Origin of the sequence: Lacrimispora sp. (assembly GCF_036758025.1) — a bacterium.
Lineage (GTDB): Bacteria > Bacillota > Clostridia > Lachnospirales > Lachnospiraceae > Lacrimispora.
Genome location: NZ_DAIOXM010000007.1, coordinates 57,172 through 73,824, shown reverse-complemented (window position 1 = coordinate 73,824; position 16,653 = coordinate 57,172). Strand labels below are relative to the sequence as shown.

The window sequence follows — 16,653 nt, the reverse complement described above, 5'->3', positions numbered from 1 at the left end:
TTCTTTCCTGTTCTACAGCGGCTGCCGGTAAACGGTATTCATCAGCCACTCCTTCAGCTTATCCAGCTTATCCGCTTCCTTTCGGCAAATTGCCACGGCCTCACCTGGGGTTACATACTGAAAAGCCACCCATTCTCCCGGCTTTAACTGAGCCAGAGCAGGGATATCCGTGCTGATCACCGTGGCAATTTTTGCGTATCCCCCTGTGGTCTGATGGTCTGCCATCAACACCATGGGAAGCCGGTCAGACGATATCTGAACCGAGCCTTCTGCAATCCCATCAGATATAATATCAGCCCCGTTCTTCATTTCTATGGGCTCCCCCTCCAGCCTGCAGGCCATGCGGTCACAGTCACTGCTCAACCGGAAAGGACTCCGCACCAGAGTTTTAAGTCCCAAAGCTGTAAATGCATCTTCCTGAGGCCCCATAACGGCACGCAGCAACACGATGGGTTCATTTCCGTAAAAGCGGTAAGGCGTTGACGAACGGCGCATCCAAGGTTCAACCTCTCCCGCTGCCGCCTGCTTCTTATTTCCCCTTAATCTTTTTGCTATTTTCTTAAACCGCCGGGTGCCGCCTCCTGATTCCAGATAGTCTCCTTCCATAAGCTGCCTTCCCTCCAGACCGCCTATGCGGCATTTTAAATTGGTGGAACGGCTTCCCATGACAGAAGGCACCTTGATTCCTCCATAAACAGCCATATAAGCCCGGAGGCCGGAAACCGCAAGCTCCATGGTCAGAATATCTCCCTGCCGCACCAGAATAGGAGAAAACATGGGAACCGGGCTTCCGTTTATGGTGGGCTTCATATCTCCCCCTGTGATGGCGATGATCTCATCAGAGGTAAAACGGAGCTCACCGCCCTTTAATGTAAATTCAATAACTGCCGCTGTTTCCGGTTCTTCTAAGTTTCCGGCAAGGAGGTTGGCCAGCTTCATGGAATACTTATCACAAGCCCCGCTTTCCTGGAAGCCCTGGTTTAAAAAGCCTCTTCTCCCTTTATCCTGAACCGTGGATAAGGCTCCCGGACGCAAGATTTCAAATCCCATCCAATCACTCCTTTTTCTGTTTCCTGCTTATTTCTTCAAATTCTTCCTGGCTGATGGGCACAAAACGAATGGAATCACCGGCTTCATAAAGAGGCTTTCCCGCCTCTTCCGGCTCAAAAAGGCGGTAAGGCGTGCGCCCGATCAACTGCCAGCCTCCCGGAGAATCCATGGGATAGATTCCCGTCTGCTCTCCTCCGATTCCTACACTTCCCGCAGGAATCCTGGTTCGTGGCGTTTTTAACCGGGGAGTGAAAATCCGTTCATCCATTCCCCCAAGATAGGGAAATCCCGGAAGAAAGCCCAGCATAAAAATGCGGTAATCCCTGCCGGAGTGAATGCGGATTACCTCTTCCTCCGTAAGGTTTCCATGCTCCGCTACAAAAGAAATATCCGGCCCGAAGCTGCCTCCGTAGCAGACCGGGATTTCCACCAGCCTTCCTCCTGTCGCCGCTCCGGCTTCCAGGGAGTCTGACAGTTGATAAAGAAGCTTTGATACCGCCTCATAATCCGTTTTCAAGGGATCATAGAAAACAAGGACAGAACAAAAGGCAGGCACTGTCTCAAGAACACCTTTCAATGAAAGCCCATTGATTTTCCGGTTTAACTCCATTACCTTCGCATTTACTGCCTCACTGATGGTATTGCCTAATTCCACCAGGGCACCGCAGTCTCCCACTGCCTTTATTTGAACCATGGCTTATCCCCTTCTTCAAAGAACCCTTTTTCCAGTACAGAGCCAAACCAGTGATCGGAATTATGGGAATACCGTACCGCATAAGCCGTGCACTGGCGCATCAGACTGACAATTCCTGTATTCAGCCGGGTGTTAAACCCATCAATTCCAGGGATCAGAGATCCTGTCATGTCAATCAGTCCAGTTCTGGATGCCACTCTCATCAACTCTGCCTCCATTTCCTCCCGGTGAAGAATCTCCATATCACGCTTTAAGTAAGCCAGTGCCGCAATCAAACCGTAGCAACCCCAGTCGGAACACGTTGCCGTAATTACATGATCCGCCCTGCTGGCCGCTAAAATTCCGCCTCCGCAGCCGCACACACATTCCCCGGAACCGGCAAAAGGGATATACTTTTTAATATGGTCTGCAATGGTTCCCATACCGATCTCATTTCCCAGATCACCAATGGCAATATTTAAGATTCCCTTTTCCCGGAGCATTTCCCACAGTACGTCTGTCTTGGCTTCCAGCTCTGTCACATCGTTTCCGACTGCATTGTGATATACCCCCTTTTCATTGGGGCCGGGGGCTTCTACAGAGATTACTGCTCCGGGAGGCGCCTCTTTTATCAGCCATTTTGCTTCAATTTCCGCTCTGGCCGGATTTTTTGTAAAAGCCGTCACTCCCATGCTCAAAGGAAGTGCCTTCACTTCCTCTATATCCTGGTAAACATGAAGGCCTACCACACCGGCACACTTTCTTACAGATTTTACACAATCCTCCGGGCAGATGATGACAGGCTTTGCACCGAAAGCCATGACCAGAGCCCGGGCCAGCAGCAAGGAACTGACCATGCCATCCATCTCCGGCTTTTTATGGGGCAGCAGTACAAATCCCGTCAAAATATAAACCAGATCATTTTCCTTTACCGTTTCACACAGCTTCTCAGCCGCTCTCATGGTAAGAGGCTCTCCCATCTGCTCCCGGCTTCCGGCATAAAGAATCCGGCACACGCCATATCCTCTGGGATCTAAATTCATAAGAGCATCCAGGTTTTCCCCCACATTTCTTTTTTCCAGCTCGCCTCTGTCCATCATCCACTCCTAATCAAATATGCTTTTCCTGCCTGTATACTCCAGGTATTCTTCCAAAACAGCATCCTGAATCTGCTTTAAGGTTTCCGAGTCTTTTCCGCCTACAGGTTTTCCGTCAATATCATCTGCATGAAGACAGAAGTTAGAGGAAGAGGTGACAATGATTTCATCGGCTGTCATCAGCTCTTCCAGGGTAAAGGCCCTCTCCAGCACCTGAATCCCAAGTCTGTAGCAGGCCTGGATCATGTGGGTCTTTGCAATCCCGCGAAGGATCAGGTTGTCATTGGGATGGGAAATGAAGGTTCCGTTTTTTAAGATGGAAACATTGCTGTGGGCACACTCCGTAACCATATCCCCTCTGTGCAGAACTGTTTCCATGGCTCCCGCTTTTAAGGCCTCCTGAGAGGCAATGACAGAGGGAAGCAGATTTAAGGTTTTAATATGGCAGTGAAAAAATCTGGTGTCTTCCCTTGTAATGAGACGGATTGGCACATCGGGGTCCCTCAGCTTATTGGGCCTTATCATAACCCATAGCTTTCCGGCCATTGCTTCGTCATAAACATGGTCTCTGGAAGCCACCCCTCTCGTCACCTGCCAGTACACAAAATGAGTATTCCCTTCCACCATAGAAAGGAGTTTCGTCAGAAGATTTCCAAACTCCTCTTTTTCCATTGGAATCTTAATATCCAGGGCCTTTGCACTGGAGTAAAAACGGTCCAGATGGTCCTTCAGAAGAAATACCTTGTGGTTCCCTCCAACAGTGGCATCGTATACCCCGTCTCCAAAAAAATGCACCCGGTCCTGAAATGGAACCATCAGTTCCTCAGGAGTTCCGATCTTTCCGTCATAATAAGCAAGCTCTTTCATAATGTCTCCTTCACATTTGGGCCAATTCCAAATTTTAACTCCACATATTTCTTGATTAATTCCACACAATTGTCCAGTCCAAGACTTTCTGTATCCAGACAGAGATCATAATTTTCAGGGTTTTTCCACATCCTTCCCGTATGGTACACATAATAGGAACTTCTGTACTTATCCAGTCTGTCTATGTATTTTGCAGCTTCCTGCTCTGATATTCCCTGCCGCTCCATCTCTCTTTTTAAGCGGAATTCCCAGGGAGCATCCAGATATACGGACACCACATTGGGCTCATCCTTTAAGACAAAATCTGCCGCCCGGCCGATGCAGACATAGGATTCGTGACGGAGAAGCTCCTGCAAAACCTTTGCCTGATAATTAAAGAGCCTCTGGTCCGACAGAAAATTTCCGCTTTCCCTTGGAATGGTTTCGCCGTTGTACACTCTTCTTGAGGCGCGGTATAAAAAGGTCTTTTTCGTATTTTCATCTGCATTGGCAAATATGGTTTCGTTGATCCCGCTGTCTTCTGATGCCAGGCTCAAAAGCTTTCTGTCATATACATCAATCCTGTAATCAGCCGCCAGCTTTTTTCCTATATAGCTTCCGCCTCCGCTCCCGCAGGTGCGGGTAATGGCGACGGCAAAATACTTCTTATTCTCCTCCATAATCCCAGCCTCCTATTGTCCAAGATATGCTTTCTTTACCCGGTCATCCTTTAGCAGATCCTTTGCATTGCCTTCAATGGTAATTTTCCCTGTCTCCATAACATATGCCCTGTTTGATACGGATAAGGCCATTTTTGCATTCTGTTCCACCAGTAAAATGGTGATTCCTTTTTTGTTCACTTCCCTGATAATCGAAAATATTTCTTTTACCAGCAATGGAGAAAGTCCCATGGACGGCTCATCCATGAGAATCATTTTAGGCTTTGCCATAAGGGCCCGGCCTACGGCAAGCATCTGCTGCTCTCCGCCGGACAAGGTTCCTGCCAGCTGCTTTTTCCTTTCTTTCAGCCGGGGAAACCGTTCAAACACATCTGCCATATTGGCTGCCATGTCTTTTCCATCGGTAAAGGCGCCCATTTCCAAGTTTTCCTCTACGGTCATCTGGGCAAAAATATGCCGCCCTTCCGGCACATGGGCCAGTTTTAAATTGATGATCTTGCTGGGCTCTGTTTTTATTAAATCAGCTCCGTCAAAGCTGATCTCTCCCTTGTCAGCCTTTTTTAACCCTGAAATAGTTCTTAAGATGGTGGTCTTTCCCGCTCCGTTGGCCCCGATGAGGGAAACGATTTCTCCGTCATGGACCTCTAAGGATACGCCGTGAATGGCTTCAATGGCTCCGTAAGATACCGCCAGATCCGTTACCTTAAGCATCGTCCTCTACCTCCTCATCGTCTTTACCCAAATAGGCTTCAATAACCTTTGGATGATTGGCAATCTCCTCCGGAGTCCCGGCTGCAATGGTGGTTCCGAAATCAAGAACCTGAATCCGCTCACAGATCTTCATGACCAGGCTCATATCATGCTCAATGAGAAGCACAGAAATCTTAAACTCATCCCGGATATAGTTGATAATATCCAACAGCTCTTCCGTTTCCGTAGGGTTCATCCCTGCCGCCGGCTCATCGAGAAGAAGGAGCTTCATATCCGTAGCCAGGGCCCTGGCTATTTCCAGACGTCTCTGTTCCCCATAGGGAAGGTTTCCTGCTTCATAATCTTCTTTACCCTTTAAATGCACGATCTCAAGCAGTTCTTCCGCTCTCTTTGTCAGCTCTCTCTCCTGCTTCCAGTAAGCGGAGGTTCGAAAAACGGCATGGAATAAATTGTAGGAAAGCTTGGCACTCATAGCCGCCTTTACGTTATCGATCACGGTCATTTTCTTAAATAACCGGATATTCTGAAATGTTCTCGCAATTCCTGCATCAACGATCTGATATGTCTTTTTCCCATTCATGCGTTGGCCATTTAAGTAAAAAGACCCTTCTGTGGGCTTATAAACTCCGGTGATCAGATTGAACACAGTTGTCTTTCCCGCACCGTTTGGCCCGATAAGCCCTACCAGCTCCGATTCTCCAATTTCCATATTAAAGCTGTCCACCGCCTTTAAGCCGCCGAATTGGATTCCCAGGTTCTGTGCCCTTAATACAGGCATGGTTCCTTTGGTCCCTGCCATACTTACACACCCCCTTCTGTTTTTTTCCGGTTCTTTTTCCCGCCGCCCTTTTTATCTGCCAGCCAGTCATAAATACGGATGAGGGAAAACTCCCAGGCTCCAAAAATACCGCCCGGCTTAAAGATCATGACCAGTACCAGCACCACTGAGTATGCCAGCATACGGTACTGAGAGAACTGGCGCATCATCTCAGGAAGGGAAGAAAGAAAAGCCGCACCAATGATGGAGCCGGTAATGGAGCCGATTCCTCCGATAATAACCTCTGAAAGAAGCTCCGCAGAGTACATGAAGTTAAAGTTAGTGGGAATCATGGCTGTCATATAATGGGCATAAACACCGCCTCCGATTCCTGCAAAAAAGGCTGCAACGGTAAAGGTGAGCACTTTATAATAAGTCACATTGATTCCTGAAGCCGCCGCCGCTATGTAATCCTCCCGGATAGCCTTCACCGTTCTGCCGAAACGGCTGCGGACATACATGTACATGACAGTAATGCATATGACCATGACCCAAAAGCTCCAGTAAAAATTGGAAAGCTTTAAAATACCGCTCATGGTTTTTCCGCCGCCTGTAATGGCAAGGTTGCAGAAAAGAACCCGGATAATCTCTGCAAAAGCAATGGTCACAATGGCAAGATAATCCCCCCTTAAGCGGAGAGCCGGAATTCCCACCAGAATCCCAGTCATACCGGCTGCAATTCCTCCCGCAAGAAGAGCGGCCAGAAATAAAGCTATATCAGGAAGTCCCTTTCCTGTAAGCCCATTGGATACAATGGCCGAAACATATGCTCCCACCGATACAAAGCCCGCATGGCCCAGAGAAAATTCACCCATGCAGCCTACCACCAGGTTTAAAGAAGCCACCATAATAATGGTATAACAGGCTGTGGTGCTGATTCCCTTAATATACTGGGTGGACTTGCCGAAAATATGGTTTTCAAAAAGCAGGACAAACAGGAAAAAAATTGCCAAAACACCAAGGAAATTTAAAAAATAGGAAACTTTAAACCTCTTTTCCATGATCCGCCCCCTCACACTTTCTCGCCCACATTCTTACCCAGAATGCCGGACGGTTTCACCAAAAGAATTACAATCAGAATAGCATAGGTAATGGCCTCATACCAGCCCGGTGCAAAAAGCTTTACAAAAATTTCAATCAGGCCTACAAGAATTCCTCCAAGCATGGCTCCGGGAATGATTCCGATTCCTCCAAGGACAGCCGCAATAAAGGCCTTAAGTCCCATCATGGAACCCATATCATTGGTAACACGGGGATATTTTGCGCAGTACATAAGGGCTGCAACTGCCGCCAGTCCGGAACCGATGGCAAAGGTCATGGTAATCACCTTATCCACGTTGATTCCGGCCAGAATGGAAGCATCCCGGTCCTGGGGCACTGCCCGCATAGCCTTGCCCATTCTGGTATTCTTGATAAATATCTGAAGTCCTGCCATCATAACGATTCCAATGCCAATGGTTAAAATAACATTTAAGGGAAGAGCCGCTCCCATCAGGTTTACAGAGGGCAGATTAAATATCTTCTGGACGTTTTGAGGCTTTGCCCCAAAGAGGACCATAGCCAGGTTTTCAAGAAACAGACTCATGGCAAGTGCCGTAATAAGAGCCGACATGGCACCTGCCTTGCGTACCGGCTTATAGGCGATCACCTCAACCAGAACTCCCACCGCTGCGCAGATGACTACTGCAAGGAATACGGAAAGCCACGCAGGCATTCCTGTATGTATCATCAAAGGAATGGTGTAAAATAAGGTATAAGCTCCAATCATGATAAAATCACCATGAGCAAAGTTAATCATGCGGATAATTCCGTATACCATGGTATAGCCAAGTGCGATCAAAGCATAGATAGCGCCCTGGTTCAGTCCGTTTATCAGGCTTTGAAAGAATAATGAAAATGTCATAGGTTCTTCCTTTCTCAAAAGGAAAATGTGCACCAAAGGCCTTTTAAGCCTTTATGCACATCTCCTTATCTTTTTTTCAGACCTTCCTGCAAGATTTATTTCTTTGTTCCTTCCGGTGAAAGGGTCATAAGCCATTTCACCTTGCCGCCATCAAAGGTATTGATCGCCACGGATTTCTCCGGATCGCCGTTTCCATCCATGGTAAAGGTTCCTCCCACACCCGTAAAAGTCATTCCGGTCATCCCCTTTACCAGGGAAGCCGTGTCAGAGGCTCCGCCGTTTTTGGCAGCTTCCGCCAGCATGTAAATGGCATCATAGTAAAGAGCTGCGCAGGCATTTAAGCTTTCTGTACCATACTTTTCCGTATACTTAGATACAAAGTTGACTACAGCCGGAGCCGTATCCTCAGAGGAGTAGTGGTTGGTAAAATAGCAGTTCTCAAATTGATCTTCAAAACCTGCCGTATCAGTTCCATCCCAGCCGTCACCGCCCATAACGGCCCCCTCAAAGCCTGCATCCCTTGCCGCACCAATCAGAAGAGGAACCGTATCAAGAAATGCGGGGTAAAACAGGAAATCCGCTCCCTTTGCCACTACCTGGGAGGTCTGGGACGAAAAATCCGTATCCTTTGTGGTACATTCTCCCACATATACAACTTCAATTCCATTAGCCGTTGCATTCTCAATAAATGCATCCTTTAATCCATTGGAATAGTCATCATCCTTGGCATAAATAACAGCAGCTTTTGTCCAGCCCTTTTCCTTTGCAAACTGGGCGGCCATCTTACCCTGATAGGGGTCAATAAAGCAATTTCTGAAAATGGTGGAGCCCTTTAAGGTCACATCTTTATTGGTAGCTCCTGTTGCGAGGAGGAGCATACTGTCTTTGGAAGCCTGTTCAGCAACAGGAAGGGTAACAGAGGAAAAGAAGCTTCCCACTATGGCGCCGGGTTCTTCCTTCATCAGGCTGTTGTAGGCATTGATTGCCTGCTTGGCATCGCCGCCGTCATCCACTATTTTTCCGCCGTTAACAATTTCAACCTTATAGCCCAAGTCCCCGGAGTTGATTTCTTCCACTGCCATGTCAATTGCATTCTGCGCTCCCTCACCATAAACTGCAGAACCTCCTGTAACAGGGCCGAACACACCGATTTTAACGGTTTTTCCGTCCCCTGCCTGTGCAGAAGGCGCTGCACCCTGAGCTGACGGAGCTGTACTTCCTCCCGCTGCGCTCTGCTGTGCAGATGAGCCGCATCCGGCAAGAAGTGCTGCCGCCATTGCTGCGGTAAAAGCTGCGGATAATAACCTTTTTTTCATATTCCCTTCCTCCTCAATCTTTTATCATTCAGACGGGCAGAAAACCAAAACGAGGAGGCTTCCCGCAAAATGCAGGGAAACCTCCTCGTTCTCCATGAAATAAAAAAGAAGCCGCAACCGTACTGTGTACGCTTGAGACTCCTTCGTTCTCTCGTCTGATATGTTGGTGGCATTATAGCATCCTCATTTTCTAAATTCAAGGGATTTTGCCATTTTCACGTTTTTCATGGTCACTGCTTTATTTTCTTAACTTTACAGCTTCAAATTCTTCTGTTTCAAAACCAAAAACCAGACCTCTGCTGCAAACTGTTTTTATGGGCCTTACCGGCTCATCTGCAGAAGCTTTGCCTTTAACTCGCCTTCCAGCCTGCCCAGCTCGCTTTCTGCTTCCCGGCGTCTGGCCCTTCCCTCTTCCTGAATCCGTACTACTTCATCCAGAGTTGTGATCAGGGATTCATTGGTCTTTTTAAGGGTTTCCATGTCCACAATTCCCCGTTCCGACTCCTTGGCAGTCTGAATGGTGGAGGTCTTTAATACCTCTGCATTCTTTTTCAGCAGCTCATTGGTCATATCAGAAACCTCACGCTGGGCTCTGGCTGCCTGCTCGGAATGGTTGATGCCGATGGCAAGAACCATCTGGCTTTTCCACAGAGGGATGGTGTTTACCAGGGTGGACTGGATCTTCTCAGTCATTAAGGTATCATTATTCTGAACCAGACGGATCTGGGGAGCCATCTGAATGGATATCATCCGGGTAAGCTCCAAATCGTGAAGCTTCTTTTCAAACCGTCCGCACATGGAAGCCAGGTCATTAGCTGCCTGGGCATCCTCCGGAAGACCGCTCTTCCCGGCCTTATCCATCAGCACCGGAAGCTCTTCACGGCGCACCTTTTCAAGCTTTCTCTTTCCCGCCAGAATGTACATGGTGAGCTCTTTAAAATAAACCGTATTCAAATCATACATCTTATCCAGCAAGGCTACGTCCTTTAAAAGCTGGATCTGATGGTTCTGTAAAACCTTGCAGATCTGGTTCACGTTGGTTTCCGCCTTGGCGTACTTGGCCTTCATTCCTTCCAGACGGTTTGTCCCCTTTTTAAACAGGCCGAAAAAGCCCTTGTCCTCTTCTTCTATTTCAAAGCCCTTCAGCTCTGTCACCACCTGGGACAGCATCTGCCCCACTTCTCCCAAGTCCTTTGACTTTACATTATCAAGGGCTGACTCGGAGAAATCAGCAATCTTTTTCTGGGCCCCTGCTCCGTATTGAAGAACCAGGTTTGAATCCTTTAAGTCAATTTTTGCCGCAAAATCAGCTACCTGTTTTTCTTCCTCAGGTGTCAGCACTTCCTTGGGCCCTGTTTCCGCCGCCAGCTCTGTGCCCTCAATCTTCAATTCCGGAACAGCCTCATCTAAGGGTTCCAGGGTCAGTTCCGGCCCATTGTTTAACATCGCTTCAATATCCTTACTCATGTTTCTTTCCTCCTGTAAAATCACTTCCTGCCCAGCCATCCTGTTTCAGCATTGTCTGAAGGACGGAGGCATCGGTGGTAATGTCCAGGGCAGCATCCTGATAAAGGTCATCAAGAAGCTGCTCAAATGCCCTGTTAATAGTATCTAAGGTTCCTTCAATCTCCGCCTTGGCAGATGCAATATTAGCCCCCTGGGAACCGGTCTGGTCAAAATCCCGGTATGTGGTCACCAGCTTTGCCGTGGTGGGAAGGTAGTAATCCATAAAACGTTCCATCTCATCTATCTGCTCCGGATGCTGGGAAACAGTCTCAAAAATCCGGCGTATCACATCCTCCAGCCGGGAAATCTTCCTGGAAATCACCTCTCCCGGAATGGCATCGTTGGCCTCCCGCAGAATCCTCAAATAATTCTGCCCTTCCGCCATCATCTGCTCCAGCTCTTCGTTTCTTTTCAGGGTTTTAGCCTCTTTCTTTTTGGCCTGTTCTTCCAGGGCTTGTACCCGTTCCCTTTCCTTAAGGGCCTGCTGGGACTCCAGGTACTGCCGGTAAGAAGCATCGCCAAGAATCAGGCAGGTCTTCTGCTCGTCCAGATAAGCCTTTCCCAAAGTTCCAAGCTTAATCATCTTCTGCAGATCTTTTGCCACATATTCCTTAGACTTTCCAACGGCTGCTGCCAGCTCCTCTATGCCGCAGTACATCCGCTTTCCGGCCTGTCTGATATAAAGCCTGGCTCTCTTTAACCGTCCGCTCATGGATATGCCTGTCCGGAGCATGAGGCCAAATATCCCTGCCATTGCCAGCAGGAAAACAGAAGCACCGGTCACTGCCCAGAAAACAGGCTTTGCCACCAGCGCCAAAATCCACACAACCAAAAGCACCAGAAGCATAATTCCCAGCCCAATGCTGCCGAACACCGTATAAAGGATTCCCGCAACACGGCCTGTCTGATTTACTGACACCAACTCTCCCTTTTGGGGAATGCGAGGCTCATAGCTTGTCTGAAAAGGCTTGTAGCCTGGCCCTTCTGCCTTTGGAGGCTTTTTCACCATGTGGTCTCTGGCCTCCTCCAGGGCAAAATTAACCGTGGCAGATATTGTTTTGTTCAATTGCTTAAAATCCATGGAATCAATGGCATCCTGCACCGAATCCCGGATCTGTTCTCCTAAATTTGAAAAATCTTTATTATCCATTGTCCTGGTCTCCCAAAATCAAACATTGTGCAGCTTTTATCATATCACGAATTGCTCCTGTTTACAAGAAAGTTTGATTTGCCAAACGCCGCCGGAACAAAGGGATGACCCTTCCTTCCGGCGGCGTTTTATGATCTTAAATCGGTCAGGAAAGGACGTGGCCTCTCTGCTTCATGACTTCAATAACCTGATTCACACTTCTTTCGCAGGTTTCCAGCTCAGATGCTTCCACCATGACCCGCACCACCGGCTCTGTACCGGACTGGCGCAGCAGGATTCTTCCGTCCTGTCCCAGGCTCTCGGCAACTTTTTTCACCTCTGCCTGAACCGCCTCATCATCCTGAGCAGCGGTCTTGTCGTGAACACGGACATTTTTAAGGACCTGAGGATAGATTTCAAGCTCAGAAACCAGCTTGGCAAGACTTTCCTTCTTCTCCAAAAGAACCTCCATCACTTTTAAGGAGGTTAGAATGCCGTCTCCTGTGGTGGCATGTTTGCTGAAAATAATATGGCCGGACTGTTCGCCGCCCAGACAGTTTCCGTAAGCCGCCATATTCTCATATACGTACTTATCGCCTACTGCCGTTTTATCATACTCAATGCCCTCTCTTTCAAAGGCCTTGTATAATCCGAAATTAGACATGATGGTAGTGACCACCTTATTGTTCTTTAAGGTTCCCTGCTCCTTCATGTATTTGCCGCAGATGTATAAAATAGCATCTCCATCCACCACTTCTCCGTTTTCATCCACCGCAATGCACCGGTCCGCATCGCCGTCGTAGGCAAAGCCCACGTCAGCCTTCACATCCTTTACCACCTTCTGAAGGTGCTCGATGTGAGTGGAGCCGCAGTCTGTATTGATATTCAAGCCGTTAGGGGAATTGCTGATAACATAAGTCTCGGCTCCCAGGGCGTCAAACACGTTTTTAGCGATGGCAGAAGCACTGCCGTTTGCACAGTCCAAAGCCACCTTTTTATTTTTAAAGGATCTGGTTGCGGTGGAAATCAGATAACCGATGTAGCGGTTCCTTCCGGCGGCAAAATCCACGGTGCGTCCGATTTTATCCCGCTTGGCAAGAGGAAGCTCTCCTTTTTCCCCGTCTAAGTATGCTTCGATCTCTTCGATCACATCCTCTTCCAGCTTTTCTCCCTTCTCATTGATCACCTTGATTCCATTGTCATAATAGGGATTGTGGCTGGCAGAAATCATGATTCCGCAGGAAAAGCCTTCTGTGCGCACCACGTAGGATACGCTGGGGGTGGTGGTAACGTGAAGCAGGTAAACATCAGCTCCGGAAGCCGTAAGGCCTGCAACCAGGGAATATTCAAACATGTAGCTGCTGCGTCTTGTGTCCTTTCCAATTACAACCGTACAGGGCTCCTCAGGATTCTTCTGTCCATAATACCAACCCAAAAAGCGGCCTACCTCATAGGCCGCTTCAACGGTCAGATCCACGTTAGCCTCACCCCGGAAGCCGTCTGTTCCAAAATATTTTCCCATCTTCTATCTCCTCTTTATTTATTCTGCTGCTGTTATAAAAATATATGTACTGCAGCTTATCAGAAATTATCTTTTTTATTTTTTATATTATAGGATGCATGTCCTATGCTGCAAAAAAACAGGCGGCTTTAATATACCACAGGATAGCCTAATTTTCAACCTCCGGCACTTCAACTGCATAGAGAATGGTCCGTGCATCGTTAAACTCATAGCTGCAGGTCACAAAAGACCAAAGCCTTGCAGGCTCCTCCTCCGGCATATCCATGACCAAACCTCCGTCTGTCATGTTCACCACATACTGCTGAAAGCTCTCTTCCGTATTAAACTTGGTCATCCTGCGGATGCCCACCGGAGCCGTATAAAGGACTGCTATAGGCTTTAAGTGTACTTCCTTATCCGGCAGATAGACCGTAATATTCTGATGCTCCTTAAAATATGCTTCTTCCTTGTACTTGACAATGTCCTTGAACATAGTCCCGTTCTTCATATGATGCCCATATAAAATGTTATGCCTGCCGGAAAAATCCGGTTCACTTTCAAAATCCAGGAAAATGGCTCCTGCCACACTGGAATTTCCTTCAAAGTCCGTATCCAGATAAGTTTCATTGTTATCGGTCTGGACGATAGGATAGTCAATGGATGTATTCTCGATCCTGAGCCAGCCCTTTACATCGGGATTGATGGCTGCCAGTTCCTCAAACTGAATAGGAGAAACATAGCTTTCTGTCTCCTCGGTTTCCTCTGTTTCAGGAACCGTCTCTGTCTCTGTTTCCGGGGCAGTGCTTTCCCTGGCTAAGGCTGCCAGGCTCTCGTATTGCTGCTGGGCCCGTTCTCTTCTTAAGTACTCAAAGTAGAGTCCGCCCACTCCGACAGCAAAAAAGAGGATGCCTAATATAAGAACAATGATAGCTATTTTTTTCTTTTTCATGGCCGCTCCCTTCTTTCTTTATAAATTTGAAGCTGCTACCAGTATACATTATTTTTATGATAATCACAATCTTTTCTAAGGCAGCCCTAGACTTTTTCACTATTTTTCTATATACTAAGAGAGAAAATACAACCACGGAGACGTTTATGAATAATCAAGAATCTATCATTTATGTAAATATGCTGGGGGGCTTCTCCATATCGATTGGAGACAAAATAATTATAGATCAAAATAATCAGGCAAAAAAACCATGGAGTCTTCTGGAATATCTCATTATTTTCCGGGACCGGGACATCCCGGTGGAAGAGCTGATGGACTTATTCTGGAAGGACGATGCCAGCAACAATCCGGCAGGGGCGTTAAAGACCCTGATGTTTCGTGTGCGCAAGCTTTTGGAGCCATTGGGGTATCCTACCCATGAGCTGGTTGTCCAAAACCGCAAGACTTATGGCTGGACCAAGGAGTTTACTACAGTCTGTGATACAGACCGCTTTGAAGAATTGTGCCTTCGCACGGAAAACACTCTTCTTGGCGAAGACGATCTTTTATCTGTTTGCCTGGAAGCCTTTGGGCTCTATAAGGGCAATTTCCTTCCCAAATCCGAGTGGGAGTCCTGGGTTATTCCCATTCACACCCATTATCACAATCTTTACCGGAAGCTGGTTCACAGAACCCTCATCCTTTTGGATAAAAGAAAGGACTTTCCTTCCATCATTGATGTATGCCAGAAGGCAATTACTATTGACCCATACGTGGAAGATGCCCATTACTACTTAATCTATGCCTTATTCCAAAGCGGAAACCAGATGAAGGCCATGGAGCATTACCAGCGGGTGACGGACATGTTCTACAACGAATTTTCCATCACCCCCTCCGTCCAGTTTAAGGAGCTTTATAAGGTGATCAGCGACAAGAAGCACGGGATTACCATGGACTTGGGCACCATACAGGAAACCCTGCTGGAAGGAAACTCAGACAGCGGCGCCTTTTTCTGCGAACCTTCCGTATTTAAAGATATTTACCAGTTGGAAACAAGAGGCTCTGAAAGGACCGGAGATTCCGTCTTCCTATGCCTTTTGACCATCAGCAACTTAAAGGGAGAGCTTTTAAAGCCTGCGGTCCAGGCCAGAGCCATGGATGAGTTAGGCGAATCCATCCGCAACTCTCTCCGCCGGGGAGACGTATACACCCGGTACAGCGTAAGCCAGTACTTAATGCTTTTACCTACCGCCACTTATGAAAATGGGGAAATGGTTTTAAAACGGATTGTCCAGACCTTTAAAAAAGAGTATTCCAGAAAGGATCTTTCCATCACCTATTCCCTGCAGAGCATTGCTCCCGTTCCAGCCGGTTCGAAAGCAAAAACAAAGGAGGCATCTGATGTTACAAGATGAATATGTAACGCTCACATTAAAAAAGAAAAAGAACATCGCGCTCATTGCCCATGACAACAAAAAGCAGACCCTCATAGACTGGTGCAAGAAGCATAGGGCGATTTTGGAAAATCACATTCTCTGCGGCACCGGCACAACGGCCCGGATGATTACCGACCACACCGGCCTTTCCGTAAAGGGCTACAACAGCGGCCCCTTAGGCGGAGACCAGCAGATCGGTGCAAAGATCGTGGAAGGCGGAATTGACCTGGTGATCTTTTTTTCCGATCCCCTTACAGCCCAGCCCCATGATCCGGATGTAAAGGCCCTTCTGCGCATTGCCCAGGTTTATGACATTCCCATGGCCTGTTCCAGATCAGCGGCGGATTTCATCATCTCCTCCCCGCTCATGGAATCCACTTACGAGCATCAGGTCATTAATTTTAACAAAAACATTTCAGACAGGGCAAAGACTCTGTAGGAATGTCCTTAACGTAAAAATGAGGCAGCCCCCAACCAATCATCGATCGGAGCTGCCTCATTGCTATTTTTTTAACAATTTATCCAAAAACTTGTCTGCACAGCATTTTATATTCCTCGTAAGCAGGAAGTCCCTCCAGCTCCGCCAGACGCTCTGCAATTCCTTTATAATACCAGGCGTGTTCCGACTTATCCTTTTCATTAAAACGCTGCCAGACCTTTTCCCCTACCAGCAAAAGATCCCTTGCCGTTGTCCGCAGATTGCTCAGCTTGTCCGCCAGAGCCAGCATCTTGGCGTCCTTAGAGGCTGTCTCCAAATGAATCAGAGTGGCACCCTTTCTCTCTTTCCAGCATTTAGTCTTATCTTCTGTTTCCCCCATTACAAATCCTGCCACGCGGGGGCCAAATTCTTCCCTTAATTCTTCCTCCGTAATTCCTGCATCTTCTGCCACATCGTGAAGAAGAGCCGCGCAAATCAGTTCTTCATCTTCTGTCATAAGGGAAACGATCACTGCTGTCTCCAGGGGATGGACGATATAAGGAATATTGGTCCCTTTCCGAAAGGTCCCCTCATGGGCTCTGGTTGCCAATGCAACGGCTTTTTCCACCATACTGCATCTCC

17 protein-coding genes are annotated in these 16,653 nt (G+C 47.7%); 2 read left to right on the top strand and 15 right to left on the bottom strand.

The window, feature by feature from the left end; all coding sequences use genetic code 11:
• Window positions 1-12: 12 nt before the first annotated feature.
• The 14 genes from V7M78_RS08175 to srtB all read right to left on the bottom strand — a co-directional run bounded on the left by V7M78_RS08175 (window position 13) and on the right by srtB (window position 14,178).
• Window positions 13-1,050, bottom strand: coding sequence for a biotin-dependent carboxyltransferase family protein (locus V7M78_RS08175; protein ID WP_333648285.1), 1,038 nt, complete (start codon window positions 1,048-1,050; stop codon window positions 13-15).
• 4 nt (window positions 1,051-1,054) lie between these two features.
• Window positions 1,055-1,744 (bottom strand): 5-oxoprolinase subunit PxpB, encoded by a 690-nt coding sequence (gene pxpB, locus V7M78_RS08170; RefSeq protein ID WP_333648283.1) that lies wholly within the window; start codon window positions 1,742-1,744, stop codon window positions 1,055-1,057.
• Window positions 1,732-2,823, bottom strand: coding sequence for a DUF4392 domain-containing protein (locus V7M78_RS08165; protein WP_333648281.1), 1,092 nt, complete (start codon window positions 2,821-2,823; stop codon window positions 1,732-1,734). Before V7M78_RS08165 ends, pxpB begins: the two co-directional genes overlap by 13 nt.
• Before the next feature lie 6 nt (window positions 2,824-2,829).
• Window positions 2,830-3,687 carry an aminotransferase class IV gene (locus V7M78_RS08160; protein ID WP_333648279.1) on the bottom strand — a complete coding sequence of 286 codons (858 nt, stop codon included), beginning with the start codon at window positions 3,685-3,687 and terminating at the stop codon, window positions 2,830-2,832.
• Window positions 3,684-4,346 carry a cytidylate kinase-like family protein gene (locus tag V7M78_RS08155; protein WP_333648277.1) on the bottom strand — a complete coding sequence of 221 codons (663 nt, stop codon included), beginning with the start codon at window positions 4,344-4,346 and terminating at the stop codon, window positions 3,684-3,686. The genes V7M78_RS08160 and V7M78_RS08155 overlap by 4 nt, the downstream gene beginning before the upstream one ends.
• 12 nt (window positions 4,347-4,358) lie before the next feature.
• Entirely contained in the window at window positions 4,359-5,057 is a 699-nt protein-coding gene (locus V7M78_RS08150) for an ABC transporter ATP-binding protein (RefSeq protein WP_333648275.1), read from the bottom strand.
• Window positions 5,050-5,835, bottom strand: coding sequence for an ABC transporter ATP-binding protein (locus tag V7M78_RS08145; protein ID WP_333648440.1), 786 nt, complete (start codon window positions 5,833-5,835; stop codon window positions 5,050-5,052). The genes V7M78_RS08150 and V7M78_RS08145 overlap by 8 nt, the downstream gene beginning before the upstream one ends.
• 23 nt (window positions 5,836-5,858) lie before the next feature.
• Window positions 5,859-6,875 (bottom strand): branched-chain amino acid ABC transporter permease, encoded by a 1,017-nt coding sequence (locus V7M78_RS08140; protein WP_333648273.1) that lies wholly within the window; start codon window positions 6,873-6,875, stop codon window positions 5,859-5,861.
• A gap of 11 nt (window positions 6,876-6,886) precedes the next feature.
• The gene (locus V7M78_RS08135; protein ID WP_333648271.1) at window positions 6,887-7,777 is read right to left on the bottom strand and encodes a branched-chain amino acid ABC transporter permease; all 891 of its coding nucleotides are present in this window, start codon (window positions 7,775-7,777) and stop codon (window positions 6,887-6,889) included.
• Window positions 7,778-7,872: 95 nt separating this feature from the next.
• Window positions 7,873-9,093 (bottom strand): ABC transporter substrate-binding protein, encoded by a 1,221-nt coding sequence (locus V7M78_RS08130; RefSeq protein WP_333648269.1) that lies wholly within the window; start codon window positions 9,091-9,093, stop codon window positions 7,873-7,875.
• Between the two features lie 321 nt (window positions 9,094-9,414).
• Entirely contained in the window at window positions 9,415-10,560 is a 1,146-nt protein-coding gene (locus V7M78_RS08125) for a toxic anion resistance protein (protein WP_333648267.1), read from the bottom strand.
• Window positions 10,553-11,749, bottom strand: coding sequence for a 5-bromo-4-chloroindolyl phosphate hydrolysis family protein (locus V7M78_RS08120; protein WP_333648265.1), 1,197 nt, complete (start codon window positions 11,747-11,749; stop codon window positions 10,553-10,555). Before V7M78_RS08120 ends, V7M78_RS08125 begins: the two co-directional genes overlap by 8 nt.
• Before the next feature lie 145 nt (window positions 11,750-11,894).
• Window positions 11,895-13,250 carry a phosphoglucosamine mutase gene (gene glmM, locus V7M78_RS08115; RefSeq protein ID WP_333648263.1) on the bottom strand — a complete coding sequence of 452 codons (1,356 nt, stop codon included), beginning with the start codon at window positions 13,248-13,250 and terminating at the stop codon, window positions 11,895-11,897.
• Window positions 13,251-13,398: 148 nt separating this feature from the next.
• Window positions 13,399-14,178 (bottom strand): class B sortase, encoded by a 780-nt coding sequence (gene srtB, locus V7M78_RS08110; protein ID WP_333648261.1) that lies wholly within the window; start codon window positions 14,176-14,178, stop codon window positions 13,399-13,401.
• Between the two features lie 146 nt (window positions 14,179-14,324).
• Between srtB and V7M78_RS08105 the strand changes: the two genes are divergently transcribed.
• Window positions 14,325-15,572 carry a BTAD domain-containing putative transcriptional regulator gene (locus V7M78_RS08105; protein WP_333648259.1) on the top strand — a complete coding sequence of 416 codons (1,248 nt, stop codon included), beginning with the start codon at window positions 14,325-14,327 and terminating at the stop codon, window positions 15,570-15,572.
• On the top strand, window positions 15,559-16,032 hold the full coding sequence (locus tag V7M78_RS08100; protein WP_333648257.1) for a methylglyoxal synthase: 474 nt from the start codon (window positions 15,559-15,561) through the stop codon (window positions 16,030-16,032). The genes V7M78_RS08105 and V7M78_RS08100 overlap by 14 nt, the downstream gene beginning before the upstream one ends.
• A 79-nt stretch (window positions 16,033-16,111) precedes the next feature.
• On the opposite strand, the gene V7M78_RS08095 is transcribed toward V7M78_RS08100, so the two are convergent.
• Window positions 16,112-16,642 carry an HD domain-containing protein gene (locus V7M78_RS08095; RefSeq protein WP_333648255.1) on the bottom strand — a complete coding sequence of 177 codons (531 nt, stop codon included), beginning with the start codon at window positions 16,640-16,642 and terminating at the stop codon, window positions 16,112-16,114.
• Window positions 16,643-16,653 lie beyond the last annotated feature (11 nt).

Excerpts from the sequence above, each read along its gene's own strand:
- V7M78_RS08175 (WP_333648285.1), bottom strand. The coding sequence starts at position 1,050 with ATGGGATTTGAAATCTTGCGTCCGGGAGCCTTATCCACGGTTCAGGAT.
- pxpB (WP_333648283.1), bottom strand. The coding sequence starts at position 1,744 with ATGGTTCAAATAAAGGCAGTGGGAGACTGCGGTGCCCTGGTGGAATTA.
- V7M78_RS08165 (WP_333648281.1), bottom strand. The coding sequence starts at position 2,823 with ATGATGGACAGAGGCGAGCTGGAAAAAAGAAATGTGGGGGAAAACCTG.
- V7M78_RS08160 (WP_333648279.1), bottom strand. The coding sequence starts at position 3,687 with ATGAAAGAGCTTGCTTATTATGACGGAAAGATCGGAACTCCTGAGGAA.
- V7M78_RS08155 (WP_333648277.1), bottom strand. The coding sequence starts at position 4,346 with ATGGAGGAGAATAAGAAGTATTTTGCCGTCGCCATTACCCGCACCTGC.
- V7M78_RS08150 (WP_333648275.1), bottom strand. The coding sequence starts at position 5,057 with ATGCTTAAGGTAACGGATCTGGCGGTATCTTACGGAGCCATTGAAGCC.
- V7M78_RS08145 (WP_333648440.1), bottom strand. The coding sequence starts at position 5,835 with ATGCCTGTATTAAGGGCACAGAACCTGGGAATCCAATTCGGCGGCTTA.
- V7M78_RS08140 (WP_333648273.1), bottom strand. The coding sequence starts at position 6,875 with ATGGAAAAGAGGTTTAAAGTTTCCTATTTTTTAAATTTCCTTGGTGTT.
- V7M78_RS08135 (WP_333648271.1), bottom strand. The coding sequence starts at position 7,777 with ATGACATTTTCATTATTCTTTCAAAGCCTGATAAACGGACTGAACCAG.
- V7M78_RS08130 (WP_333648269.1), bottom strand. The coding sequence starts at position 9,093 with ATGAAAAAAAGGTTATTATCCGCAGCTTTTACCGCAGCAATGGCGGCA.
- V7M78_RS08125 (WP_333648267.1), bottom strand. The coding sequence starts at position 10,560 with ATGAGTAAGGATATTGAAGCGATGTTAAACAATGGGCCGGAACTGACC.
- V7M78_RS08120 (WP_333648265.1), bottom strand. The coding sequence starts at position 11,749 with ATGGATAATAAAGATTTTTCAAATTTAGGAGAACAGATCCGGGATTCG.
- glmM (WP_333648263.1), bottom strand. The coding sequence starts at position 13,250 with ATGGGAAAATATTTTGGAACAGACGGCTTCCGGGGTGAGGCTAACGTG.
- srtB (WP_333648261.1), bottom strand. The coding sequence starts at position 14,178 with ATGAAAAAGAAAAAAATAGCTATCATTGTTCTTATATTAGGCATCCTC.
- V7M78_RS08105 (WP_333648259.1), top strand. The coding sequence starts at position 14,325 with ATGAATAATCAAGAATCTATCATTTATGTAAATATGCTGGGGGGCTTC.
- V7M78_RS08100 (WP_333648257.1), top strand. The coding sequence starts at position 15,559 with ATGTTACAAGATGAATATGTAACGCTCACATTAAAAAAGAAAAAGAAC.
- V7M78_RS08095 (WP_333648255.1), bottom strand. The coding sequence starts at position 16,642 with ATGGTGGAAAAAGCCGTTGCATTGGCAACCAGAGCCCATGAGGGGACC.